Below are 25,684 nucleotides of genomic sequence, written 5' to 3' on the forward strand. Positions count from 1 at the left end.
CGAGAGCACCGCAGGCTGCGTTGCAAAGCCTCGACGATGCTAAAGCATCGCCTGCGTCTGGCGCCTTGCCTGCTTTCGTCACGCTCGATCTCGCATCCATGGGCATCAGCTTCGGCTCACAGCGTAGTAAACGTTCGCGATGGTTCCGCAGTCCCCACACCTGAGTCAACCGCCTCGGTGTGGCGGCACATAAATTCTAAGGATTCTCATGAGTTCTGCATGGGCTCTAATCGAGGATCGCGGAGAGCTACTGTTTATTCGCCGCGCCTTCAAAGTGGGGCGAGGAGGCCAGTGGTGTCCTCCCGGGGGCACGATCTGGAGAAACGAATGGCCTGAGGTTGCCTGCGTCCGCGAGGCGTTTGAAGAGACCGGCCTTCGTGTCACCATTGAGCGCCCCATCGCCGTATTTGAGTCGGCGCATTATTTTGTCTGTCGGCTCAACGGCTCCCGCGATCAACTTAACCTTCGCGCCCGCGAGTGCATCGATTTTCGCTGGGTCTCCCCGACCGAGCTGTTGCGCATCGGCACCATTATGGACTTAAGGCGCATCATCCCCATCCTGGAATTGGGTGGCTTTCGCGTCCCCGATGTGCCCCGGGGGCTTGTGACGGCGATCCCCAAAAAGATCTACTGACAGGCGCTCCACCACCAACGCCGCGCTTTTTAAGCGCGGCGTTGGCGCTCTGGGCAGAGCTTTTTAAGCGCGGCGTTGGCGCTCTGGGCAGAGCTTCGGTACCGGCGCATCTCCCCGGCCGCTCAGAGCGCGCGCGGCAGAAGTTCAAGTGCAGCGCGCTCCTCCTCAGAGATCGCGCGCACCTCAAAGGTCTCATAGCCCAGCACCGCCCCCCCCTTAAGCGCCGTCTCCACCCGCCAGAGGCCATCGGGAATGTTCTTTTTGCGCGAATAAAAGCGCCATCCCTCGTCGCGTCCACCGTAGATGGTGATGGGAATGCGATCTGTGGTCACCCAGCCCTCTTCGGTGCGACGTCGCCAGCGATGCTCCAGGTTTGCGGTGGCCCGCGAAGGTGCTGATACCGCCACCACCACCGTCACCGGCTCGCCCTCAGCCCGGGAAACCACCCGCTCGCGTAGCCCCACACGCTCCAGCAAGGTGGGGCGCTCGCCAAGCACCTGGTAGCTCCCCCGGGTCTTCTCGAAGTTCAGCCCCACCACCGCGCCTTCCTGCACCAGGGGCACCGGCGGAATCAGCCCCAGCGGGTAAAGTACGGCCAGCACCAGCGCAAAACTCACTGTAGGCACCAGGGTGCGCCAGCCCCGCGCCCCCAGCATCCGGCGCGCTCCCAGCACCCACCCCATCCCCAGCACCAGGCTCAGGTAAAACCACAACGCGCGCACGCTCCCCAGGGCGTAAGGCAGGAGAAAGTTGAGCAGCATCACCGCGCTCACCCCGTAAATCCCCCACAACAACTCGAACTGCTGACGCGCGCGGCTGGAGAACTCGTTCCAGACCATGAAGCCAAAGAGCACCATCACGATGAGCATCGTGATCAACTGGCCGGCGCTACGGAAGTAAAGAACGACCAGCGCGCTGAAGAGGGCACCGAGCGCGAAGTGCAGCGCGAGGCTCGCCCCTTTGAGCACCTTGTCGTGGGTCGCGCGACCCAGCACCGCAAAGCACACGGGTATCAGCAGTACATAGACGCAGACCAGCGCCAGCGCGCGAAGATCGACCTCCCGACCCAGCGTCCAGGCATCGATGCCGAACCCGCCTACAAAGAGGCTCATCGGGGCCCAGCGCTGCACCGCATCGCTTTGCAGGGCCTGGCGCACAACTCCCAGGGGGCCAGCCGGCGCTGACGCGCCGACTGGCCCCTGCGGGTTCCCCTCACCTTCGTTCACTTCGTTCAACGCGTCCTGCTCGCTCAACCCTGGTTCATCCTCTTTGCGGACGCGCCGGCCACGGCCAACACGCCCGGCTCAGCAACGTGCCTTACAGCGATTTTTCTCGTGGGCACAGGCGCTGGCTCCCTTGCCTTTGCCTCGACCTCGACCACGTCCCCGCCCGGCACGGCCGGTCCGGCTCTCACGGCACTCATGAAAACGCGCCTGACAGCGATCTTTGCACACCTTCGGCGATTCCAAGCGCTGGTTACGACGACCTGTGTCGTCTTCAAGCACGATCGTCATGCATCCGGTCAATCCCAGCACACCGGCCACGAACATCGCCATCCACAATCGCTGCATCGCCGCTCCTTGTCTCTCCGAGGAGCTCAGCTCAGACGCTTAAGCTCCTCTTCCAACATGCCTACAAGCTCGTCCATCCGCTGCGTGACCGCACGCACCGTATCGGCCTGGCTCAAGTCGACACCGGCCTTCTGCAGTTGATTCATCGGGTGGTCATTTCCACCACTCGACAAAAGCTCCAGATAACGAGCCTGCGTGGCCTGACGCTCGGCTTCATCTTCGCTGAGCAGCCCGGCCACGATCTTCGCTGACGAAGCGTAACAGGTGGCGTACTGATAGACGTAGTACGGAGAGTTAAAGAAATGTGGAATGCGCGCCCAGGTCACCCGGTAGAGCTCGTCGATGGTGAGCGCGTCGCCGTAAAACGCCTTCATCTTCTCCATATAGAGCGCGTCGAGGCGCTCAGCGGTCATCGGCTCTCCGCGCTCCACCATGCGATGGGCTTCAAGCTCGTAGTCGGCAAAAAGCGCCTGAGAATAGAAGGTTCCGGCGATGCCGTTGATGGCCTGCTGCAGCAAGAACGCCCGCTTTTCGGGGTCGTCGGTCTGCTTGAGCAGGTAGTCGAGCAGCAGCGCTTCATTGGTCGTTGAGGCGACCTCCGCCACAAAGATCGTGTAGCTCGATGTTGCAAAGGGCTGCGCCTCACACGAGAGCACCGTGTGCAGGGTATGTCCCAGCTCATGGGTCAGCGTGAAGACGTCATCGAGCGTGTCGGTGTAGTTGAGCAGCATGTAGGGGTGCACCCCATACACCCCCGCCGAATACGCCCCGCTGCGCTTACCCTCGGTCTCGTACACATCGATCCACCCCCCACCGAGCGCCTCGCCAAGCAGGGTCTGATAGCGTTCGCCCAGAGGTGCCACCGACTCAATCAACGTGGAGCGCGCGCCCTCGTAGGTGTAGACCTCGTCGTTCTCCAGGAGCGGGATCGAGCCATCGTAGAGGTGGTACTCTTTGAGCCCCAGCACCTCTTTGCGCAGGCGATGGTAGCGGCGCAGCGGCTCGGAGCCCTCGCGCGCCGTCTCAATCAACGTCTCCAGCACCGAGACCGGCACGTTATCATCGTCAAGCGCCCCCTCAGCGGTGCTGCTGTAGTTGCGTGACTGGGCCTGGGCCCAGTCACGCTGGCAGAGGCTGTTGTAGAGCGAGGCAAAGGTGTTTCGTTTTGCCTCAAAGATCCCGTACATCGCCTCAAATGCCTTACGACGGTCGTCCTGATCGCGACGCGTATGCAGGAGGTTGGAGTACTCCCCGTAGCTCACCTTGACGTCGCTCCCATCGGAGAGCGTGATGGTGTTAAACACCACATCGGCCGTCGTCAGCGCGCGGTAAACCTCGGCCGGCGCCGAACGAAAACGACTCCCCAACGCGAGAATGCGCTCGCCACCCTCATCGAGCACATGCTCCTGGGCGCGGTAGAGCTCCATAATCGGGAAGCGATAGGGCGTAAGCGCCTCCTCATCGTCCAGCCACGTCTCCATCGTGCTCTGCTCGATCGTGAGCAGCTCCGGGGTAAACCAGGCCGAGCGCGAACCATACTCCGCGAAGAGCTGCTGCACCTGCTGCAAGCGTGCCTGCACATCATTATCGCGCTGGTCCAGGTCAAAGCTCAGCTGAGGGTAGCGGTAGAGCCTGTAGGACATCATCCCGATCGTGTCCTGGAGGCGGTAGGCCTCCAGAACGTGCTCGGCGCCCTGCGCAAGTTTGCCACGCAGCTCGACGAAGCGATCCATATGGGTGCGGATCTCCTTCATATCCGCCTCCCAGGCCTGCCAGCCGGCGTAGATGTCGTTGAGATTCCACTTAAAGCGCGCGTCGATCTGCTCACGATCGCGGGTCTTGGGGCGAGAGCCCTCAATGTCATCGTCGAAAAAGGTCGGGATCTTCAGCTCGCTCATCATCGCTCCACATGCGCTCATTCAAAGTTAAGTTAGACCGCCGCCATCGCGCCGGAACATCTCTCAGGGATATCAAAGGTCACCACTGATGTTGATGCCTACGTAATGGGTATGGCGTCCACCGTCGGTCAGCCATCTGGCGTACTGGTAACGCAGGGTCATCGGCAAGATCCACAGATAAAACTGCGCGTCGACGCTACCTCCGGCCGCTGAGTGAAGGTTACCATCATCGAGAATCGCCCCGCTGGCGAAAGCCTCCAGGTTGAGCTGCGAAAAGAAGGCCGAGGGCAACACCAGCGGACCGGAGATCACGCCCTGATCCACAATGAGCGGGTAGCGGTAGTTCATATCGCCGAGCACCGCGCGTGCTCCCGTCAAAGTCACCCCTTCAAATCCTCGCAGGGACTCCACAAATGCTACCTGAGGGGGCAGTCGATCGTCAGCAGGCAACGCGTCTTCGACCGAGGGCGAAGCAAAGAAAGGAAGCACACTCCCAAAACCACCCACGCGCAGCACGCCCTCCGAGGGGTCCACCCCCAGAAGCTGGCGGTAGCGCGCCGAGAAGCGCAGCCGATGTCGCTTCGAGAGCGGCAAAGGCGTGTGCAGCTCAAGTTGCGCACGCACATCGCCCAGGTCGAGATCGGAGCCCAGCGCCTCGCCATAATATGCCCCGGCACCGCTCAATCCGAAGAGCCACTGCGTACCGCCATAGGACGTGCCGCGCCCGGCCGCGTAGCCGGTCGCGAGGCGAGGACCAACAAGTTGACGCTCATCGCGGGGCGAGCCTTCACGATCGCTATGGTAACGAAGTCCGCTGAAACTGAGCGCAACCGGGATGTCATAAAAGCGTCGCTGCAACTGCAGGGAGACTTGCTCATTGAGCTGCTCCACACGCCGGAGATCGGTGCTACCGGGCTCAATCTGTTCGCCATAGACCTGACGATCGGAGCCCACAAAGATCGACCAGGTCAGCGGCGCGAGCTGAGTGTTCACATACGATGCGCTGCCAGCGAACCAGTCGTTCACCACATCGTAGGCCCCGCTCAGTGCCCAGTTATGAAAGCCGAGCGCATCGCGACCGCTCAACGCAAGCCCCAGCCGACCGTTGACCGGCGGCACATTCTGACGCTCCGCCTCGGGCAAGAGCGCGTTCACCGCGCCCAGCTGAACGATAGGAAGGCGAAGACGCGGCACAAAGAGCCCGTCAAACGCGCTGTAGGGTGCATCTCTGCGAATCGGTGCGGGCTCAAGCTCGCGATAACCGCGAACCTCCTCCGCTCCGGCTGCATCTTCCCAGGCCAGCGCACCACCGAGCCCTGTTGTCCTCGTACTTCGCGCGCGCTCAAGCGTCGGCGCCTCAATCCGATCCAATGACCAGCCCCAACCTTCCCGGTTCAAAAACCGAAGTCCTCCGGAAGCCCCCGGCCGCGCGCTCTGCGCGATGTAGGGAGCCTGGGTCAGCCGCACCGCCTCGCCATCAAGGGGCACCTCAAAGATATCCACTCGGTCGCCGTAGGCGGCCGACACCCACAACGTTGTCGCATCCACCCAGTACGCATCGTACACCGGGCTATGCGCCTCGCCCGTGCCCAGCGCCTGGAGCAACTCGCCGCTCTCAACGTCAAGAACACCCACCCGCCAGCGCTCATCTTCCATCAACGTCAGCGCGACCTTCTGCCCATCCGGCGAGACTCGCACATGCGCGACAAACGCCCCGGGCTCCAGTCGGAAAAGTTCGCGATCGTTCTCACCCACCAGATCGATGCGCTCAAACACCACCTGATCGCCCTCGGCGCGCGCCAGCAGGTAGGCGTCCTCACCAAGCAGATCGCCGCTGATGCCCATCACCTCATCGCGCACCACCTCAAGGCGACCGCTCTCCACATCCAGGCGCATCAACGAGCTTCGCGGGGCGTTTAGCCCCTGATGACGCACCAGCACGTAGAGCTTGCGACCATCATCGCTCAAGCGCAGCGCATCAACGCCGCTGCCGGCCACAATCGCGCGGCCAGGCAACACATCCGGAAGCTCGCGACGCAGCACACGCTCGCCAGAGGCCTCGTACACCTCAATGGCGGCACGCTCATCAAGCCCGCTGATGTAAGTCGCCCACCGCCCCGAAGAACTCACCTCCAGCTGAGCATTGCGCCCCAGCCAGCGCTCCCGCTGCTGCACCAGCGAGCGTTCGCGCGGCGGATGCTCCCTCCGCACCGCGTTGGCGAACTCCTCAAACAGACCGGGAAGCCCCGCGCCGTACACCCACCAGAATCGCGTCGTCACACCGGCCGGAAAGAGCCAGGAGCGCCCCTGAAGATCGAGGAGCTCCCAGAGCTTCTCCTCCCCGTAGCGCTCCACCAGAAAGGCCACAAAATGCGACCCCACCAGATAATGCCCGCCGTTGGCGACCTCCCGATCGAACACGCTGAGCCGCCCCCCATCAAGTCGGCCCTCATACATCCCCGCCAGAAAGACGTTTTCCCACAGGGGCGATCCATGGCGGCCCACATCATCGACGAGCTTGCTCTCGTAGTACGTCGCGATCCCCTCAAACACCCAGGAGTCCAGCCCACTATGCGGTGTCAGCCAGGTGCCGAACACACGGTTAAGCCCGCCGTAGAGCCCGTGCACCCGGGTCATATGCACCCAATGCACCATCTCATGGCACCCCACCGCGAGCATGCTCGGCGTAAATCCAAAGCCCGCAAACGCTCCGCTGGTCAGCGAGGTGGGCAAGAGCACGTGCGGATCGTTACCTGGCGAGAAGCTCACATAAGCATTGTTAAACTCCACTTCCGGCAAAAAGATCGGCACCCGCTCCCAGGGCCCCTCGCGTACCACCTTCGCGTTGAGCTCCTCCAGACACAGCTCAAGCTGCGCCGCAATGCGCTCGGTCTGCGCCTTGCGATGGGCCGGGTAATACAGGCTCAGGTTCTCGGTATCCATTCGCCGCATATCTTCGCGCGCAAACGACTGCTGCAGCTCCGGGCTAAAACGTGGCCCATTGCTCACCGCGCAGCCCCCCAGCACCAGCATCAGCACCATCACCCACGCTCGCAACACCCCTGGTCGCCAGCCCTTCTTCATCCACACACCATCCAACATCGCCTCTCACTCCCGCCCATCACCGTGCCGCCGCTTATCGCACGGTCAAATACCCTCGAATCAACGTTCGCTCCTCATCACTCAAGGGCGAGAGCGCCTCATGGGCCACCGCCTCATCAAGTGCTGCATCAAACACGGCCTCGCCCTCCAGCTCACGCGCTCCCGGCAGGCGGGCGATCGCTCGGAGCAGACGCTCGCGTCGCTCCGCCTCGATCTGGCGAAAGCTACGGTCGCGCATCAACAGCTCCATCTTTTGCGGGCTGGCCAGATATCGCTTGTTCTGTTCTTCGCGCATCTTTCTCCTTGTGCACGGCAATGGGTAGCGCAAATTTCGAGGTCGCCGACATGAAGCTGACGGCGGCGTAAAACCCTGTTAGCCTACCGTCGCCTCGCTCCGCTTAACTCACTTGAGGGATGTCAACGGAGTCGTCCCCATGAGCCGTCCTCTTAACTTGCTGGTCTACGGTCCCTGCCCCGAGCTCGATGGTCAACGCCTGAGCGTTGAGTTGATGCGTGCCGACCACGCAGACACGCGCAGTTCTCTGGAACTCAACCTCAAGCAGCAGCGCGTCGCATTGGTTGACGGCAGCCTCCCCGATGCGCTGGACCATATCAAGCTCCTTCGCACCCTTGCCCCGGGCTGCACGACGGTCTTGCTGGCCAATGCCGGCGCTCACCACCTGGTGCTCGAAGCGCTTCAGCTGGGACTGAGTGACTACCTGGTGCGCAGCGGCAACGCCGAGACAGACCGCGTCCTGCTAGAACATCTGCTCAAACGCACGTTTAACACCTGCCACATTCGCCGCCGTCTTCACGATGGCGAACGACGCTTCTGGACCCTCTTTGACTCCGCCCCGATCGGTATGCAGATCCTCGGGCTTCAGGGCCAATGCGAACACGCCAACACCGCACTTCAAGAGCTTCTGGGCTATAGCCTCGATGAACTTCGACGCATGCCTCTGGCCGAGCTCATGACCGACGATGAGGCCGACCTCTGGGGGGCACTGCTGGAGGAGCTTCGTCAGAGCCCCCGTGACCTCTACACCATCGAGCTCCGCCTGAAACACCGCGATGACGAGCCGCGCTACACCCGATTTACCCTGGCTCTGATGCGCGAGGAGAGCGGCGAACCCGCGCATATTCTGGCGATGATTGCCGACCTCACCGACAAAAAACGCATCCAGCAAAACCTCCAACACGCCGACAAGATGCAGGCCATGGGTCGACTCGCCGGCGGAGTAGCCCACGACTTCAACAACCTGCTCACCATCATCGGCAGCCACTGCTACATCATGCGTGACGCCCTGAGTGATACTGCGCGCGTTGAGTCAAGCATCGAAGCCATCCTGAGCGCCAGCGAGCGCGGCGGCGCACTCACCCGCCAGCTCCTGACCTTCGGTCGGCGCCATGTGCGCGAATCGAGCGTGCTTGACCTCAATGAGCTCCTTGATGAGATGCGCATGGTCCTGGAGAGCCTCTTCGGCTCCAGCATTCGCCTGACTCAGGAACTCTCCACCGATCTTCATGACATCGTGGCCGATCGCAGCCAGATCGAGCAGGTCATTATGAACCTGGCCATCAACGCTCGCGATGCCATGCCCCGCGGAGGCCGTTTCAGCATGCGAACGGCCAACCTGGAGATCTCCAAAGACGGCCGGGACAGCAGCATTCCTCGCGAACTTCGCCCCGGTCATTACGCTACTATTACCATCCGTGACTCCGGCCAGGGGATGCCGCCCGAGATCAAACATCAGATCTTTGAGCCTTTCTTTACCACCAAAGCGCTCGGACAGGGCACCGGCCTGGGACTCTCCACCGTCTACGGCGTGATCACCCAGGATGGTGGTCACATCAGCGTGGAGAGCGCTCCCGACCAGGGCACCACCTTCACCCTCTACCTGCCCGCCGCGCGTCAGGAGTCCACCACCCCGGCCCGCCTGCGACGCGCACGCCGCGCCACCCCCATCCCCGGCGATGAGACGATCCTTCTGGTCGAGGACGACGACGCGCTTCGCCAGCCCATCCGCATGTTGCTTGAGCGCAAGGGCTACCATGTGCTTGAAGCGGCCAACGCCGAAGAAGCTCTGGAGCTTAGCCGCACCTACGACGGCCCCGTCGATCTTCTCTTAAGCGACGTGATCATGCCCGGCCTCGACGGACTGGCCCTCTCCAAACGCATCACCTCCACCCGACCCGAGACCGCTGTCCTCCTCATGAGCGGATACACCGCCGACGCCCTGCTCGCCGCTGAGACCGGCGAGCTCCCGCGCCTGCTCCAGAAACCCTTCGGCATGGACACCCTCACCCACGCCATTCGCGCGCTCTTAAATGCCCCCTGACGCTCCGCAACGCCCTCAAATATAGCCCGCATAGCCCCTCCTTTGCGGCGACCACTCCACCGATGTTCAGACTGAACACAAGCGTAGGCGCGCACCAGAAGACGGCGAGTTATCCGGAGCATTTTTTTCAAAACACATGCTCTTCGAGAGGGCGAGCCAGGGCCCCCGCATGCCCCCCAACCCGACCGCATCCAGGGCAAAGTCCAGCAAGGAGGCAGGGATGAAGCTGTAGCAGCGCTACCGCGAATCCCTGACGACGCCGCTGGCTTTGGTCTGGGGCGGTCGGCTCGCGCGCGGGTGACTCTTAGCGCCCAGTTCCGTCTGCCCGACGTTGGCAGCCAACGCCGCATCAATCGCCTGGCGAATATCCTCGGCGCTCGTGAGGTCACTGAGTCGCTTACGCAACACCAGCTCTCCGGGCGTGCCGCGGTAGTACCAGAGCAGGTGCTTGCGGATTTCTTTGCAGGTGCGTCCCTCGCCGAAGCGCTCCAGATAAAGATCCACGTGACGCAAAAGCGTCGCGCGCTTGAGCTCGGGTGAGGGGGGCTCGGGAATGGGCTCCCCGCGCAAATCGGCGGCGATCTCCCGAAAGACCCAGGGGTTGCCCAACGCCCCGCGGGCCACCATCACCGCATCACAGCCGGTGGCCGAAAACATGCGCCGCGCGCTCACCCAGTCGCAGACATCGCCATTGCCGATCACCGGAATCCCCACCGCCTCTTTCACCGCGGCGATCACACTTAAGTCGGCATGCCCGTCGTACATCGCGCTGCGGGTACGCCCGTGAATCGTCAGAGCCGCCGCCCCACCGGCCTCCATCGCCCGGGCCACCTCCACTGCGCTGGTGTCCTCCCAGCCGGCGCGCATCTTACCGGTCACCGGCACATCCACCGCTTCGCTCATCGCGCTAAAGATCTCCTGCACTCGCCCCACATCCCGCAAGAGCGCCGCCCCGTGCCCGCTGGAGACCACCTTCTTCATCGGGCAGCCCATGTTCAGATCGACCACGTCCGCCCCCAGCTCCACCGCGATCTGCGCCGCCCGCGCCAGCTCCTCGGGACGTTTCCCGTAGATCTGCACACACACCGGCGACTCCCCCTCCACCAGATCCACCATCGACACCGCCATCGGCGCCCGGTGAATCAACCCCACCGCGCTCACCATCTCGGTGGCCACCATCCCCGCCCCCATATCCCGACACACCCGGCGAAATGGCGAGCTGGTCACCGCCGCCATCGGCGAGAGCACCACCGGCGGATCGAGCACCACCCCATGCCCCAGATCCAGCGGAGGGCGCTCCACCGGCCCCGGCACCTCACCGCCCCACCGCTTCGGCGTCAGTTTTTCAAAGGGAATTCCCATCGCTCACCTCGTCTTGGTTGCGTCACCCGGACTCGTCGCGCCTTATAGCGGCCCGCGCCCGCGAGGAAAAGCATACGCCACCCTCACCCGCACCCCACCCCAAACCCTCACGAACTCAAGAAACACCCCCGACCGCCGTACTTCACCCTTTCTTACCCAGGAATCGCACCTGTACCGCCGTACAACACCCTTTCTTACCCAGGAATCGCACCTGTACCGCCGTACAACACCCTTTCTTACCCAGGAATCGCACCTGTACCGCCGTCCGCAGCCTTTCCCCCCGCATTACCCCAGCTCCGAGTGTCCCAGGGCGGCGCCTGGCAAGGAGGCAGGGATGAAGCTGTAGCAACGCTACTGCGAATCCCTGACGACGCAGCCAGCGTCGTTCTGGGGCGCTCGGCACCCGAGTGTATTCAGGGCGGCGACTTAGCAAGGAGCCAGGATGAAGCTGTAGCAACGCTACTGCGAATCCCTGACGACGCAGCCAGCGTCGTTCTGGGGCGCTCGGCACCCGAGTGTATTCAGGGCGGCGACTTAGCAAGGAGGCAGGGATGAAGCTGTAGCAACGCTACTGCGAATCCGCAGCGACGCCGCCAGCGTCGTCCTGGGGGCGCTCGGCACTCAGGAGTTCTGAACGAACTCCCCCCGGAGTCTTGCCGGTCCAGCGTTTGATGGCGCGATTAAAGCTGGAGACCTGCTCGTAGCCCAGGCGCAGCGCGATGTCGGTAAACTCCAGCTGCGGGCTGGCGAGCATCTGGTGGGCGCGAACCTGCCGGACCTCATCGACCAACGCACGAAAGGAGGTGTTGGCCTGACGCAGGTGACGCTGCAGGTTGCGCGCGCTCATGCTCAGGCGACGCGCCACCTCCTCGAGCTGCAGCTGCGGAGCTCCCGGGGCCTCCCGGAGCATCCGACGCACGCGGGCGGCCACATAGGCCTCGCGCTCCAGCCCCACCGCCGCCGGCTCCTGCGCCCCGAGCGCTGCCAGATCCATCGAAATCAGCGACTCCCCCACTCCGAACCACAGCCGAATCAGCGCGTAGCGGTTGGCCACAGCCAGCTTGCGGTAGACCTGCGCGCTCTGGGCCGCCAGCGTCTCCAGGCTGGCCCCGAGCTCCTGGGCGATCGCGCCCTCGTCGCGCTCCCCGGCCAGCAGGCGTACCAACTGGCGCTCCTCCCGAGTCAACGCCTGCTGGCCGGGCAGCATCCCCAGCGAGCGCAGGTAACGCATCATCAAGGGGCGCACACCCTCGACCGCGGCCACCAACAACGCCGCATCGCCATAATCAAAGGGGCGCCCTCCCCGCTTGCGATCGATGCACAAAAAGAGCTCCGCGCTCTGGTAGGCCGGCATGATCACGGTGATCGCATCGGCGATGCCCAGCGCGTCGGCCAGACGCTTCGACGCCGAGTGCTCCCACTGCTGCGGGGTCACGCAGGCCGAATGCGGCACAGCCAGACAGCGCGACCCGGCCGGGACCATCTGCCGATTCACCGGGCAGCCCTCCACATCGGGCTCCGCCTCCTGCCAGGCGCGGAGGATCTGCAAGCGCCGCTCCATATCGTAGCCCGCCGAGCTAAAAAACACCGGCTCGACCGCCTCGCCATCCGCCGACCGACGCTGCGCATAACCCGCCATGCTCACGCCGTCGACCAGCTCCACCAGGCGCATGTTCACGTGCTCCCAGGCCCGCTCCAGGCTCACGCTGCTCAGCGCGTGAATCTCTCGCCAGAGCTCCGCCACTCGCCGCCACTGCTGATCACTTAAGTGTGCTCTCACTGCAATGCTCCCGTTTTTTGCCATGTCTGTGGGCCGGGAGTGTACGACCAATGGCTCTGAAGTTCACGCCCTTCTTACCTCCTTGAACCTCCCGGCGCCCGCCGCGCGCCTTTGGCGCACCGAGACAAAAAGTCTGCGCCTGCGGCAAAGACCCCGCGCGCCGCCCGGCGCTAACCTGCGCGCCGAAATGTCATGAAAGTTTGGGTGCGCGGAGGTGGGTCAATGCAATCGATGAGGACGAGATGAACCCTATGAAGAAGTGGTGGTGTGCGAGCGCGATGCTGTGGACGCTCGCGGCCTGCGGTGGTGATGACGGTCAGACGCCTCAACCGCCCGATGTGGGACCCGACGCCGAGGAGGGGATCGTGGCCTGTACGCCCGATCTCCAGCGGCTCAACGAGCCCACCGAATGCCTGAGCGACGACATGTGCCCCTGCGGCTCCTTCTGCTCGCTGGGCCTGTGCACCTACGAGTGCACCGCCGACGCCGACTGCGCCGAGGGTCAGGTCTGCGGGCGCTTCGGCACCTGCCGCGCCCCGGCCGAGGCCAACGCCATCCTGCCGGTGGCCTCCGCGCCCATCGGTAAGCTCAAGCCTCGCCAGGCCTCCCAGGTACCGGGCCCTGACGCCATCGTCGAGGTCCCGCTGATCGCCGAGACCTCGCTGGACCGCGCCCGCCTGAGCACCCGCGGCGGCGCGCAGGTGCGCTGCCCCGGCGAGGATGAGTTTGTCGACGCGTGCTCCCTCTCGGAGCTGGGCCTCCAAGCCGGGGACGAGCTCCGGGTGGCGGTGCGCGTGACCCACCCCGACGCCACCCCCGACGACGCGGTCGCCGAGCTCGTGGTGATCGCCGACAACTCCCGCTACAGCGTCTCCTTGCCCACGCTCACACAGCTCCCCGGGCACCTCTCCCAGGACGATATCGCCGCGATGGCGGCCCCCCTGCAAGGCCGCTACCGCGGCACCCTGCGCCTGGTCGACGCCGGCGCTCGCCAGGGCGAAACCCTGCGCAATACCGCGGTCATCCCCCTGACCATCGAAGTCAACGCCACCCTCTGGGAGAGCAGCGCCGGCGACGCGATCATTCAGATCGACGATCCTCTCAACGTGCTCAGCGCCGAGGCCGGTGTCATCGGCTCGCTCACCTACGACACGGCCACCGGCCGGGGTGCTGCCGCGCTGCCCATCACGCGCCTGCTCGAATCGACGGTGGCCGGACAGACCTCGGCCATCAACGTGGAGACCACCTCCGCCGAGTTCCTCACCACCGATGCCCCCCGCACCATCAGCCTGGCCATCCACCAGCAGTATATCGGTAGCGGCGCCACCGCTCCCACCGTCTCCTGGGCCCTGGACATGGTGCGCATCAACGACGTCACCGACCCCGCGCCCTCTCCTCAGGCCGACGCCACCCTGGGCTACAACCCGGCGGTGCGCCTGCTCCAGGACACCCCCTTTGAGGCCACCCTGCGCGAGATCGTAGAGCGAATCCCCACCGCCAATGGTCAGCCCACGTTTCAAACCAACATTCTTGCCCCCATCTTCACCGATGAGATGGGCTTCCCGGGCAACGCTGCTCTTCCCGGGATGTTTATCGATCAGGGATTCTCCTCAATCGTCTTCCAGGTCTTCTTCAGCTCTCTCTTTCTCGCGCCCAACCGCAACATCGGCTCCCCCTCCACCCAGGATCTGAGCATCACCCAGAACCGCTGGAACGCTCTGCTCGATGCCCACCCCGAGATCGACGCCAATGAGAGTCAGTCCCACGAGGTCTCCGGAGGCTCCTTCGATGAGAGCCTGAGCGGCAGCATCCCCTGTGAGCTCTCCAACATGGAGCTGACGTTTATGGAAAACGGCGTCACGCGCTCCAGCCCGACCTATGACGACGATTTCTGTGACACCCTGACCCGAGTCCTGGGCTGCCGGCTCGAAGATGTGGCCGTGGATTTCGATACGGGACAGCTTGATTTCACCGGCGGTGCCACAAACTCCGGCTACTTCCGGATGTCGGGCTCGGTCTCGCGCACCTGCCACTTCGCCTACACGCTCCCCTCGCCGGCTGAGACGCCCCTCTGCGCCACCCCGCCCCAGAACTACGACCAGTCCGACTGGACGCTCTTTGGCTTTGAAAACAGCCTCGACCCCGTCGCCGGCGATCTGAATTGCCGCGGCTCCGAGCTGGGCATGGCGTTTCCCATCGACCTCGACGAGGCGACCACCGGCAGCGCCATGCTGGAGGCCTGCCTCGATGAAACACTGGCCCTGGCCGGTGCCCCGGCCTCCCTCGACGGACTGGCCGATGGGGAGCTCTTCCACGCGGTGGTCGGCCCGGAGAGCGCCTGTGTCAACGTGCCGCGCGTGCTGATGGCGCTGGCGCTGCAATCCCGCGCGCTGCGCCTGGATTCCGACGTCATCGACTTCGCCATGGGCCCCGAAGGCCTGGCGCACGCCACCGCCGTCACCAATCGCCTGATGACGCGCTGGATTCAGCTTCACGCCTACTTCGCCAACGAAGCCGATCAACAGTCGGGTATGGCCGCCGCGCTCAGCGGAGGCACAAACCCGGTGGCTACCCCCTCCCCCGAAGGTCTTTACGAAGCCTCCCTTCAGGGCTGGGATCTGCTCTTCAGCCCGCATGTCATCGCGGCGTTGATGGAAACGAGCGGCGCCGCGCTCCAACAGCCTGACTACCGCGTGCATCGCTACGGCACCGAATTCGGCGCGGGCAGCGATCCGAGTGAGGCGGTGGCCAGCGCCATCCTCGATGCCCTGGCTCGCCAGGCCAAAGTCGGCCGCATCCTTCTCGAAGATCGCTACGGCGACACCGTCGAGCGCATCAACCAGCCCGTCGCCGACCTGCTGCCGCGCCTCGTCGTCGCGCAGGCCATTGCGGCCGACCTGCACCGCCGGGCCTACACCGCCAACCCTAACCTGCGCTGGAACAGCGCCTACATCGCCTCAGCCACCCGGGCCAGCGCGGCCACCACCGAGCTGCTGAACACCCGAAATGTGCTGCTCAAGGGCGACAACCCCCTGGGCATCGATGACGAAGACCTGCCCCTGTACTTCAACCCCGACGGGGCCTCCGGCCCCTCCGGACGCTTTGGCGCCATCAGCGACTTCCTCCTGGGCACCTCCATCGCCACCGACGCCTGGGCCCCGGTCGCCGTCGCCCAGGCCGAGGCCAGCCTGGCCGAGGCCCGCAACTCCTTTGTCGCGCAAAAAGATCGCGCCCTGCGTCAGGCCCATGACAACCGTGACTTCGCCCGCTGGATCGAGGACGTGCGCAATCGCTACGAAGCCACCCTGCGCGACTACTGCGGCCCCCTTGGCGAGAACTACCTGGGCGATCCGGACTTCGACCCGGAATCCTGCTTTATCGCCCCGGCCGACGAGTACCCGGCCTGCGCCATCGACTTCGATCAGTGGTACCGCTTCTGGACCGAGGACGATGTGATGGGACGCTTCTGCCTTCACACCGAGTACAACGCCAACACCCTGACCCAGGACGCCGGCTTCACCGACCTGAACGCCCGCACCTTCGCCCAGAGCTGCTTTGGCGAGAGCATCGACGAGGGGGAAAGCGCCTCGGTGGGAGCCTGCTCCGGCCAGGGCACCGTCTGCATGATCTGCGACCACGACACCTCGGTCACCGAACTCCCCTTAGAACGCGGCATTCTGGGGCTGACCACCCCCCGCTCCCTCGACGCCTTTATTGGCGACGGGCAAAACGACACCGACGCCTCCGGTGTCCGCCCGGTGATGGCCCACGCCATCAGCAGCTGCCGCGCCGACTTCCCCTCGATGAGGCTGGAAGTCCCCCTGCCCGAGAACCCCCTGGAGGAGCCCGACTGCCTCGTCGGCAGCCTTGGCGAGGCCAACCTGGAGATCGTCGCCGCCACCCGCGACCTGGAGCAGGCCCGCGAGGCCATCGCCGAGCATACCGACGCCTACGACATCGCCATGCGCTCCTGCTGGATCCTGGAGTCGGCCAACGCCCAGCTTCAGACCGCCCGCGAGAACCACCTGGCCAACATGCAGGGCCTGCGCGCAGCCAAGGCCATCTCCGACGGGATCGCCACCGCCGCCGCCGGCGTCAAAGACTGCGCCTCCACCGCCGCCAGCTCCGATAAGAGCAACCCTTTCTCGGCGATCGTCTCCGCCGGCACCATCGGCGCGGCCTGCACCGCCGGCGCCGTCGAAACCGTGGCCAACATCGTGTCCATCGGTCTGGAAACCGGCATGGAAAACGCCCAGCACGAACACGACAACCTGGTCGCCGGGCTGGAGGCCCAGGCCGAGTTTGAGATCTGCGCCAACGACGCCCGCATGGAGCTGGTGAGCCTGCGCACGGCCTCCATCGAGGTGGAGCGCGCCGTCTTCGATCTGCAGCGCGCCCACGCCACCCTCTTCGAGCTCACCCACGCCGCGCGCCGTGTCCACGAATCGGGCAACGCCTACTTAGAGCGCGTCGAAGGGGCCGAGATCCCTGACGCCTCCGGCGATGTGTGGGTCAACGAAAAGATCACGACCTACGCCCACGACTTCCAGCTCGCCAAACGCGCCGCCTACCTGGCGGTGCGCGCGGTCGAATACGAGTACCAGGCCTCGCTGGCCGTGCGGCAGGCCGTGTTTGAGGCCCAGACCCCCATGGAACTGCGCCAGAACGTGCTGGAGCCCCTCTGGGCCGACGCCAACACCCGCGGCATCAACGGCTCCATGCCCACCGAGCTCAACACCGTGGTCAGCCTGCGCGACGACATCCTCCAGCTCGGCGACGCCTCGCTCTGGCCCGAGAGCCTGGGGCCGCTCACCCCGGCCGAGCGCTTCCGCATCCTGCTGGCCGATGAGCGTTTCGCCGTCTACGAGGGCGCCACCTACCTGGGCCAGCGCCTCCCCTTTACCCTGGCCCCGCTCGGCGCGCTGGGCTTTGAAACCCGCGGCGTCCCCATCTTCTCGCAGAACGACTGCGCCGAGCGCCTCTGGGCCATCAACGCCTCGGTGCTTGGCCAGAACATCTACCAGGGCTCCGACACCCAGAACGTGCGCCTGGACCTGCTCAAGCGCAACACCTTCTTTAGCCAGTGGTGTGGCGTCCCGGCCGCCGGCCAGCCCCCCTTCCAGATGGCCACCGTCCAGCCCGCCCGCAACCTCTTCCGCGTGCCCGGCGTCGGCGCCGACTTTGGCCAGTCCCAGGGCGGCGGCCGCGGCGTCGAAGATTATAGCCGCGCCCGCATCCAGGCCTTCTTCAACGTCGATCGCGGCGAGTTTGAGGGTGCTGAATACGCCAGCGGCCAGACCGCCGAGCTGGCCGCCCGCGGCCTCTACGGCGACTACGCCCTCTTCATCCCCGCCGATGTCATCAGCCTTGAGGGCGGCAACGGTCTGAACTTCAACGGCATCGACGACATCCTGCTGCGTTTTGATTACGTGTCTGTCGCGCGCTGATCTCCCCGGGTAACTCCGGCACAAACAAGTGGCGAGCCCTTCGGGCTCGCCACTTTTTTTGTTCGGCTGGGCGACGCACCAGCCCTCCGGGCGCCCGACTGGCAAACACCCCTCAGAACGCTGTAACTTACGCGGCCGAGAGCCCCCTCCCCACTCCCATCTCCGGAGCCCCCCCATGATCACCGACCAGGACCGCCACCACCTCACCCGCTGCGTTGAACTGGCCACCGAGGCCCTCAACGAAGGCGATGCCCCCTTCGGCTCCTTGCTCGTGCACGAAGGAAAGGTGCTCCTGGAGGCCCGCAACCGCATCCAGACCCGCGACGACGCCACCCAACACCCCGAGTTCGAGATCGCCCGCTGGGCCGCCGCCCACCTCACCCCCGAGCAGCGCGCTCAGGCGGTGGTCTACACCTCTGGCGAGCACTGCCCGATGTGCGCTGCCGCCCACGGCTGGGTGGGGCTGGGCCGCATCGTCTACGCCAGCTCCACCGGCCAGCTCGTGCAGTGGCTCGACGAGCTCGGCGCCCCCGAGAACCCCCTGCACCCCCTCCCGATCACCGAGGTGATCAAAGACGCCCGGGTCGAAGGCCCCGTCGAGGGGCTCGACGCACAGGTCCGCGCGCTCCACGCGCGTCGCCACCGGGGATGAGGCCCGACGTACCTTCCCAGCCAGCGTCGGCCTGGGGCGCTCGACGACAGAACGGCGACTCAGACCCCTTAGCTCCCCTTATGTTTGCAACAGAACCGCGACTCAGACCCCTTACCTCCCCTTATGTTCGCAACAGATCGGCTACTCGGGCCCCTTAGCTGCCGTTCTGTTCGCAACAGATCGGCTACTCAGACCCCTTAGCTGGCGTTCTGTTCGCAACAGCTCGGCTACTCAGACCCCTTAGCTGGCGTTCTGTTCGCAACAGATCGGCTACTCAGGCCCCTTACCTGGCGTTCTGTTCGCGACAGATCGGCTACTCAGGCCCCTTGCTGCCCCTTTTAGCCAACCAAATCGCCAATGTTCCTTCTCCCCCCGCACACCACACACCGCCCTCACGAATCGACCCACCCCGCGCCCCTCCCAGGCCCCACAACCACACAACCACACAACCACATCGACCGCCTCCCAGGCGCACTCACAGAAAATGCCCCCCCCCCCCGAACTCACGCAAATCCGCAAATCCCAAATCCGACCCGGAGACCCACGTCACCCTTTATTCATGCGCTCTTCCGAGGAATGGCCGCCCCCGAACCCTCCTGCCATCCCTGCTTCACCCCAAAATTGCTCCCCCGCTCGTTTCGTACAGCCCGGCGCGCCTGCTACTCGCTTCAAAAAGAGGCTCACCAGGAGACTCCAGCCACTCCCGAACGCTGCCTACCTGGCAAACATCCGCCCCCCGATCCCCGCAGCCCTGCCCTGCAGCCAGAGCCCGGCCCACCTCAAATCGACGTATCGACCAGGACCAAACTTCCCCCGAATATTTAACCCAATGCTCGACTTACCTGCCCCCCCGCGACACTTCTACATATTAGCCGCAAGTCCCGGCTCACACAGGTCGGGGGCGTCGCAGCGGATCGGTGCGTGTCGCCTCAATCCGACCGTACCGCAGGGAAAGACCACCCCCTTCTTACCCGCGATCCAGCGCTCTCGTTGGCTGCCGTAGACACTGCGGAACTCACGCTCCCGCACAATTGCCGCGCGCAAAACCTCCGGATCCTTCGAGGCAAAACGCGGGCTGATACCACCTCGCGACTCCCGGGTGCGGGGCCGGCTCTTTGGGCTCGTCGCCAGCACTCGCTTAACGCCCACAAGCCGTCTTTTCTGACGACGGCGCTCTTCAGCCAGCTCATCCTCAGCGTCTTTAAGCAGCTTCTCGAAGTACGCGATGACCTCCTCAAGCGGCTTGTCCTCATAGCCCGGCGGAGGCTGCGGGGTGAACTCGATGAATTCGGGTAGGCGGTCGCTAAAAAAGGTATCCGGACGCGGCACCAGGATGGTCTGTCCCCAGTCACGCGGCAAGATCTTAAAGCCGGGCCACTCCTCGGCGCGCCCCACAAGCCCCGCCAGCACGGGATTGAGCCACACGTAGAGAAGTTTGCGCTCTTCGGCATCTCGGTCGAGCAGGACTGTGTCGCCGTACTGGCTCCCCTCCCAGAAGTGGTCCTTTCGTCCCAGATCCTGATTACGTGCCCGAGCGATGCAGCTCATCGCGTCGCGCATAAAGTCACTTCGGCGCCCCTTCTTATCGGTGACGATCAGGTGCAGATGGTTGGACATCACCATCGCCGCGTGCATCTCAATGCCGTTACTCCCGGCGTCGCGTGCGAAGCGATACGCCACAATGGCGTTGATGCGCTTATCGGGACGCATAAAGAAATATCGATCGTAGCAACGCCGCGTAAGCATAACGACCTGATCTGCGATCTGACGCCGAGGACGAGTCATGAGAGGCTCCAGGAGAGAGTGTAGACGTCTACCTGGTGATGTTATCGAGCGCCGACGAGAGGTTTTGCGTGCCGCAGCTAAAATCGATCGCGCGAATGCAGAAGATCCGGGTCGTTCTGGGATGACACAAATCGAGGATGGACCGCTTCATTACTTGTGTTTGTGCGTCTCTTGGTCACATGTGCGTCTCGCGGTCACATGTGCGTCTCGGTCACATGTGCGTCCGGTCGCTTGTACGTCCCGATCACGTTTGCGTCTGATGCGTCTCTGTGTTTGTGCGTCTCTCGGTTGTTTGTGCGGTTGTTTGTGCGTCTCTCGGTCGCAAGTGCGGTCGCGCATGTGCGGTCGTACGTTTCTCGATCACATGTGCGTCTCATGGTGTCTCACGATCGCATGTGCGTCTCAGCCGCATACGTCTCTTGTATGTCTCTCAGTCATCGATGGTTCCTCGCGCGTCTCTCGGACAGATTTCGAGCCACACGGCACACCGCAACGACGACCCCGACCTGCGCACTCCTACCCCATCAATACGCCCTCGGCCGCATAATCACTGCACTTCGCGTGTCTCTCGGACTGGTTTCGCGGTTTCGCGAGCGCTCGTACAGATTTCGCCCTCGGCCGCATAGTCACTGCACTTCGCGTGTCTCTCGGACTGGTTTCGTCCCTGGTTTCGTCCCTGGACTGGTTTCGTCCCTTCGCGCGTCTCCCGGACGAAATTTCGCCCGGTTTCGCGAGCGCTCGTACAGATTTCGCCCTCGGCCGCATAGTCACTGCACTTCGCGCGTCTCTCGGACAGATTTCGCACAGCGAGAATCATGAGCGACCGGCCGTCGCCGCCTTTTCCTGATGGCGAGAAGCGTATGTACCGCCGACGCCAGCGTCATCGCCCTGAATCTTTCGTAAACGCCCACACGAACCTCCCCACCCCCGCAAACCCCGGCGCCTCACAACCACCCAACCCCTTAACCACCTCACCACACGCTTACCCCCCACCTCCCAAAATCCCCCGACTAACCACACCACCCCTCCACCTGCATCGCCACCCACTCCGGATCATCGAGCGGCAACTCATGGCCGGCGGTTGGATGCACGTGCAGCGGCGCGCGCAGATGGCGCGCCAGCTGCCAGGCACAGCGCGGGTCAACCATCGCGTCCCCCCCGGCGCCCAGCACCAGTGCCGGCACTCGGAGCTCGCCGGGAGCTTTAAACGCAGCTGCGGCCAGGAGCTGTTTGAGGGCGTTGCGACGGCGAATCGGCGCATCCTCGGCGAAGCTGGCGGCCTGCCGGGCCACGATCTCGCGATCTTCGATCAGCGCCGAGGTGAAGCCGAGAATGCGGCGCTCCCGCTCCACCGGGTCCGGATCAACCATCGCGCGCACCATATCGGGTAGAATGCGGGCATTGAGACGCTGCAGCGGTCCGTTGAGGTTGCCGGCGCTGGAGTTGATGATGACCAGGCGAGCAAAATCGTCGGGATGAAGCTCCCCCCACTTCATGGTGACCATGCCGCCCAGCGAGACACCCAGCAGGCCCCAGCCACCCGGATGCTCCTCGCGCAGGGGCATCAGGCGCCGGCGCAGGTCGCCGACGATGCCCGCCACCGTCGTCGGGCTCTCGCGCTGACATTCGGTGCCCACCCCGGGCAGATCGAGCGTGTGCACGCGAGCACCGGGCACTTTTGCCTCAAAAATATCGACAAAAGGTCCCCAGTGGCGCTGCTCGCGGGCCAGCCCGCGCAGAATCAGCCAGTTCGTCGGACGTTCGCCTTCCTTACGCATCGCTCTTTTCCTCACTCTTCTTCGTGCGCTTTGCGCGTTTCGTCGTACCGCCCTTCGCCTTACTCGCCGCTCCCGATGCAGCCGTCTTCGATGACTTCGATGACTTCGATGACTTCGATGACTTCGATGACTTCGATGACTTCGATGACTTCGACGCGGCCGCCGCCTTCTGGCTGCTGGCCGCCTTGACCACCGGCCCGACGCCGGCCGCAGCCGGAAGATGCGTCAGCGTAAAGTCGTAGGCGTTCTTCCAGGCAAACTTCTCAAGAATCGTCTCCACCCCGATCTCGGCGATTCCGCGGGTATGCTTATGGGCCTCCAGCAGCCCCCGCAAAGCCTCGCCAAGCTGCGGCAGGTCCGCCGCGGTGGGACAGCTCTCAATGGGGTGAATAAACCCGTCAAAATCCGTTCCCAGACAGATCCGATCCCAGACCTTGAGCTTCTCCTTCTCGCTGTAACGATCGTCGAGCAGGATCACGTCGACCAGCGCAAACATCTGGCGCAGCACCACCTCCGGAACCACCTCGGCATCGAGCTTATCGCCGGGCTTCATGCCCAGAATACGACGGTCCATATTGATGCCGGCCAGCCCCTCGCTCTCAAAGATCGCACGCATATCTTCGTCGCTCAGGTTGATGCTCCAGGCATAGAAAGGCCCGCGGTGCCAGCGATCGTGCTCGCGCTCCTCCTCGGCGATCATCTGCGCCAGGGTGGGCACCCCGGCATAGCCCGAGTGGCTCATCACCACCGGAATCTTCGGGTAGCGCGCCCGGTAGGCCGCCGGCTGCGCATCGCGCCAGGCGTTATAGGGCTCGACCACCTGCGCATAATACGCCTTACGACTGCGCGCGCTCATATGCCGCACATCCAGGTGAATGCGTTTTCCGCCCCGATCGTTGAGCTCCTCATCCAGATCCAGCAGCGCCCGCACCACCGGCATCCCCCGCTCCGGGTCAAAACCCTGATTGAGCCGAAACTCCTGATCCATGATCCAGTCGGCGGCATCGACCAGGCTGTGGGCGTGGCCGCAGATCCCGTTGTCAAAGTGGTGTGCCAGCGTCAAAAAGAGCACCGGATGCTCCCAGTTTTTGAGCGCCTCAATACGCTCGAGCATCACGCTCAACTCCACCGGCTTCAGATCCCTTCCCACCGAAAAGACGTGCCCACCCTCAATGGTGAGCACCACCGCCAGATCATCCTCCCGGCGCTCCATCACCGCCTGCACATCCTCCACGCCGGCAACCACCCGATACGAGCCCTCCACGACCCGCGGCCCCTCACCGGTGGCAAACTCCGAGATATGACGCTCGCGATCGCCGCGTTTTAAAAAGTCGTACTCGAGCAGAAGCTCCTCCCAGTAATCGTAGGTGGAGCTGGAGAGGTGGGCGACGCGATCGGCGCCGTAGCCCATCACCGCCCGCTGCACGAGCTGGCGCAGCGGACCGCTGTTGCGCAAGAGTCCCAGCGCTTTCTGCGCCGCTCCGGAGACGTCACCCCGGGCCAGCTTCGAGAGCACCTGAGCAGGTCGCTCAAGGCGCAACCACGCGGCGACCTCATCCTTAAAGGGGCGCTCATCCCCGGAGCCGCTGCCGATGAAAAAGCCGCGCTCAATCGGCGTAAAGCTCGCAAAGATCAGGCGCACATCGCCGGCAATCATCCGCGAGAAGTTCGTCTGCACATAATCCGAGGCCCGCGCCCCGGCCAACTGGTGCTCCAGATGACTCTCAAGCTCCATCCAGGGATGAAACACCGAGGGGTCCTGCTCCTCAGGGGTGTTGCGCAGCCGATTAAAGGCGTAGAAGGTTGGGTGACAATGGATATCGGCAAATGCTAACGGTTTCATCGTGTCCTCAGAGCTCCCCAGATCAGCGTCCAGCGCGGCAGATAACGCCGGCGACGCTACACCAGCGCCCACGACGTTGACAACGGCCCCCCCTGCCAGAGCCGGTGCGGTGTCGCATACCGGCGCCGAAGCCCCGGCTCAGCCGCCCTCCGGCGAGGAGCTCCGGGCCAGCGCGCCCCAGCCTCACAGCCCCGATGAAAGCCAGGCCCTGGCGCTGCCTCCCCCCGGGGTGCATCGCCAGGTGGTGCGACATGGCGAGCGCCGCTTTGTGATCCTCGATCTTCCCCGGGTCGATGACGCCTCGCTTCACGCGCTGCGCGCTACCCTCCAGGATCTTCGCCCGCAGGCGCTGGCGGTGGAGCTCGACACCCAGCGCCTGGAGTGGATCGGCAACCAGGAGAGCTGGCAGGCCCTCAACCTCATCGACGTCCTCAAAGCCAGAAAAGGCACGCTGCTCAACGCGTACCTCGCGCTGCGCATCTTCCAGAAACGTTTTGGCTCTTTCGATGGCACCGAGCCCGGCGATGAGTTCCGCGTAGCCATGGAAGAGGCCGAGCGCAGCGAGGCACCGCTGCACCTGGTCGACCGCGATATGACCATCACCGGGCTGCGCGCCTGGCGGCGCTCACCGGTGTGGATGCGCCTGCTGCTCATCCTCACCATGACCTTCGGATCCTTCCGTCGCACCAAGGCTCGGCCCGCCTCCGAGCACCGCGACCGCGTCCAGCGCCGTTTAAAACGCCTGGAGCGCTCTCTGCCCGCAGCCAAAGCCGCCTTTGTCGACGAGCGCGACGCCCACCTGGCGTGCAGCATCGAGGCCATCGACGCCCCGGAGGTCGTCGCGGTGCTCAGCACCGTGCACGCCGACCGCGTCGCCACTCTGCTTCAAGCGGGCCCGCGCCCCGAGGCCTGCTCGGACGCCGTGCCTCCCAAAAGCCTCTTCTCCCGCATCTTCCCCTGGGTGATCAGCGCGGCGATCATCGCCACCTTCACTCTGGGCTTTGCCCTGGGCGACCCCTCCACGATACGCCAGGCCCTCTTGACCTGGTTTCTCGTCAACGGCGTCTGCACCGCCATCGCCACCAGCGCAGCGCTGGCTCACCCCTTGACGATCCTGGCCAGCTCGCTGAGCGCCCCCATCGTCTCGCTTAACCCGGCCGTCGGCGCCGGCATGGTCGGTGGCCTCGTGCAACTTCTCATCGCCCCCCCCAGCATCAAAGAGCTTGAGCAGGTCGGCGACGACATCGCGCGCCTCAAAGGGTGGTGGCAAAACCGCCTGGCCAAAATCGCCCTGGTCTTCATCCTGGCCAACCTCGGCAGCACCATCGGCACGGTGGTGGCTCTCCTGATGTTCCCCGACCTTTTCGGAAGTTGACCCCCCAGGTTCATCTTCACCCCGCATCCCCCCCTGCCGCACCTTTCTATGGCGCACTGCGTCAACAGATGTTGTGTCGCGCCCCTTGCGATGCAGCCTTTCCAACGAGTACGCTCGG

The 25,684-nt window shown here is 64.2% G+C and carries 14 protein-coding genes; 5 read left to right on the forward strand and 9 right to left on the reverse strand.

All coding sequences use genetic code 11. From position 1 onward, the window contains the following. Positions 1 to 208: 208 nt before the first annotated feature. Positions 209 to 634, forward strand: coding sequence for an NUDIX hydrolase (locus EA187_RS06515; protein ID WP_115606632.1), 426 nt, complete (start codon positions 209 to 211; stop codon positions 632 to 634). A 122-nt stretch (positions 635 to 756) separates the two neighbouring features. Here the strand turns inward: EA187_RS06515 and EA187_RS06520 are convergent, their stop codons facing one another. The 4 genes from EA187_RS06520 to EA187_RS06535 all read right to left on the reverse strand — a co-directional run bounded on the left by EA187_RS06520 (position 757) and on the right by EA187_RS06535 (position 7,500). Beyond that, the gene (locus tag EA187_RS06520) at positions 757 to 1,860 is read right to left on the reverse strand and encodes a DUF2914 domain-containing protein (RefSeq protein WP_241250182.1); all 1,104 of its coding nucleotides are present in this window, start codon (positions 1,858 to 1,860) and stop codon (positions 757 to 759) included. A gap of 371 nt (positions 1,861 to 2,231) precedes the next feature. After that, positions 2,232 to 4,103 (reverse strand): oligoendopeptidase F, encoded by a 1,872-nt coding sequence (gene pepF / locus EA187_RS06525; protein ID WP_127779636.1) that lies wholly within the window; start codon positions 4,101 to 4,103, stop codon positions 2,232 to 2,234. Between the two features lie 72 nt (positions 4,104 to 4,175). Continuing rightward, positions 4,176 to 7,205: a M1 aminopeptidase family protein gene (locus tag EA187_RS06530; protein ID WP_127779638.1), complete on the reverse strand. Its 3,030-nt coding sequence runs from the start codon at positions 7,203 to 7,205 to the stop codon at positions 4,176 to 4,178. Between the two features lie 34 nt (positions 7,206 to 7,239). After that, positions 7,240 to 7,500: a hypothetical protein gene (locus tag EA187_RS06535; RefSeq protein ID WP_127779640.1), complete on the reverse strand. Its 261-nt coding sequence runs from the start codon at positions 7,498 to 7,500 to the stop codon at positions 7,240 to 7,242. A 139-nt stretch (positions 7,501 to 7,639) separates the two neighbouring features. Between EA187_RS06535 and EA187_RS06540 the strand changes: the two genes are divergently transcribed. Continuing rightward, complete coding sequence (locus tag EA187_RS06540) at positions 7,640 to 9,544, forward strand: response regulator (RefSeq protein WP_127779642.1); 1,905 nt, start codon at positions 7,640 to 7,642, stop codon at positions 9,542 to 9,544. Between the two features lie 237 nt (positions 9,545 to 9,781). Here EA187_RS06540 and dusB read toward each other — a convergent pair whose 3' ends face one another. Both dusB and EA187_RS06550 read right to left on the reverse strand, forming a co-directional pair. Further along, positions 9,782 to 10,906, reverse strand: a complete 1,125-nt coding sequence (dusB, locus tag EA187_RS06545; protein ID WP_115606621.1) for a tRNA dihydrouridine synthase DusB — start codon at positions 10,904 to 10,906, stop codon at positions 9,782 to 9,784. Between the two features lie 568 nt (positions 10,907 to 11,474). After that, positions 11,475 to 12,686 (reverse strand): helix-turn-helix domain-containing protein, encoded by a 1,212-nt coding sequence (locus EA187_RS06550; protein ID WP_127779643.1) that lies wholly within the window; start codon positions 12,684 to 12,686, stop codon positions 11,475 to 11,477. A gap of 242 nt (positions 12,687 to 12,928) precedes the next feature. Between EA187_RS06550 and EA187_RS20930 the strand changes: the two genes are divergently transcribed. Then, positions 12,929 to 18,133, forward strand: coding sequence for a dickkopf-related protein (locus EA187_RS20930; RefSeq protein ID WP_127779645.1), 5,205 nt, complete (start codon positions 12,929 to 12,931; stop codon positions 18,131 to 18,133). Between the two features lie 175 nt (positions 18,134 to 18,308). Further along, complete coding sequence (locus EA187_RS06560; RefSeq protein WP_127779646.1) at positions 18,309 to 18,785, forward strand: nucleoside deaminase; 477 nt, start codon at positions 18,309 to 18,311, stop codon at positions 18,783 to 18,785. Between the two features lie 861 nt (positions 18,786 to 19,646). On the opposite strand, the gene EA187_RS06565 is transcribed toward EA187_RS06560, so the two are convergent. The 3 genes from EA187_RS06565 to EA187_RS06575 all read right to left on the reverse strand — a co-directional run bounded on the left by EA187_RS06565 (position 19,647) and on the right by EA187_RS06575 (position 24,191). Next, positions 19,647 to 20,570, reverse strand: coding sequence for a hypothetical protein (locus tag EA187_RS06565; protein WP_115606615.1), 924 nt, complete (start codon positions 20,568 to 20,570; stop codon positions 19,647 to 19,649). 1,010 nt (positions 20,571 to 21,580) lie between these two features. Continuing rightward, positions 21,581 to 22,348, reverse strand: coding sequence for an alpha/beta fold hydrolase (locus tag EA187_RS06570; RefSeq protein ID WP_115606613.1), 768 nt, complete (start codon positions 22,346 to 22,348; stop codon positions 21,581 to 21,583). Continuing rightward, the gene (locus EA187_RS06575) at positions 22,341 to 24,191 is read right to left on the reverse strand and encodes an amidohydrolase family protein (RefSeq protein ID WP_127779648.1); all 1,851 of its coding nucleotides are present in this window, start codon (positions 24,189 to 24,191) and stop codon (positions 22,341 to 22,343) included. The genes EA187_RS06570 and EA187_RS06575 overlap by 8 nt, the downstream gene beginning before the upstream one ends. Positions 24,192 to 24,300: 109 nt before the next feature. On the opposite strand from EA187_RS06575, the gene EA187_RS06580 reads away from it, so the two are divergent. Further along, positions 24,301 to 25,566 carry a TraB family protein gene (locus EA187_RS06580; protein ID WP_164856064.1) on the forward strand — a complete coding sequence of 422 codons (1,266 nt, stop codon included), beginning with the start codon at positions 24,301 to 24,303 and terminating at the stop codon, positions 25,564 to 25,566. Positions 25,567 to 25,684 lie beyond the last annotated feature (118 nt).

The organism is Lujinxingia sediminis (assembly GCF_004005565.1).
Taxonomy (GTDB): domain Bacteria; phylum Myxococcota_A; class Bradymonadia; order Bradymonadales; family Bradymonadaceae; genus Lujinxingia; species Lujinxingia sediminis.

Bases quoted from the DNA above. Each gene is read 5' to 3' on its own strand.
- EA187_RS06530 (WP_127779638.1), bottom strand. From the start codon at position 7,205: ATGTTGGATGGTGTGTGGATGAAGAAGGGCTGGCGACCAGGGGTGTTG.
- pepF (WP_127779636.1), bottom strand. From the start codon at position 4,103: ATGAGCGAGCTGAAGATCCCGACCTTTTTCGACGATGACATTGAGGGC.
- EA187_RS06575 (WP_127779648.1), bottom strand. From the start codon at position 24,191: ATGAAACCGTTAGCATTTGCCGATATCCATTGTCACCCAACCTTCTAC.
- EA187_RS06570 (WP_115606613.1), bottom strand. From the start codon at position 22,348: ATGCGTAAGGAAGGCGAACGTCCGACGAACTGGCTGATTCTGCGCGGG.
- dusB (WP_115606621.1), bottom strand. From the start codon at position 10,906: ATGGGAATTCCCTTTGAAAAACTGACGCCGAAGCGGTGGGGCGGTGAG.
- EA187_RS20930 (WP_127779645.1), top strand. From the start codon at position 12,929: ATGAACCCTATGAAGAAGTGGTGGTGTGCGAGCGCGATGCTGTGGACG.
- EA187_RS06565 (WP_115606615.1), bottom strand. From the start codon at position 20,570: ATGACTCGTCCTCGGCGTCAGATCGCAGATCAGGTCGTTATGCTTACG.
- EA187_RS06535 (WP_127779640.1), bottom strand. From the start codon at position 7,500: ATGCGCGAAGAACAGAACAAGCGATATCTGGCCAGCCCGCAAAAGATG.
- EA187_RS06560 (WP_127779646.1), top strand. From the start codon at position 18,309: ATGATCACCGACCAGGACCGCCACCACCTCACCCGCTGCGTTGAACTG.
- EA187_RS06540 (WP_127779642.1), top strand. From the start codon at position 7,640: ATGAGCCGTCCTCTTAACTTGCTGGTCTACGGTCCCTGCCCCGAGCTC.
- EA187_RS06515 (WP_115606632.1), top strand. From the start codon at position 209: ATGAGTTCTGCATGGGCTCTAATCGAGGATCGCGGAGAGCTACTGTTT.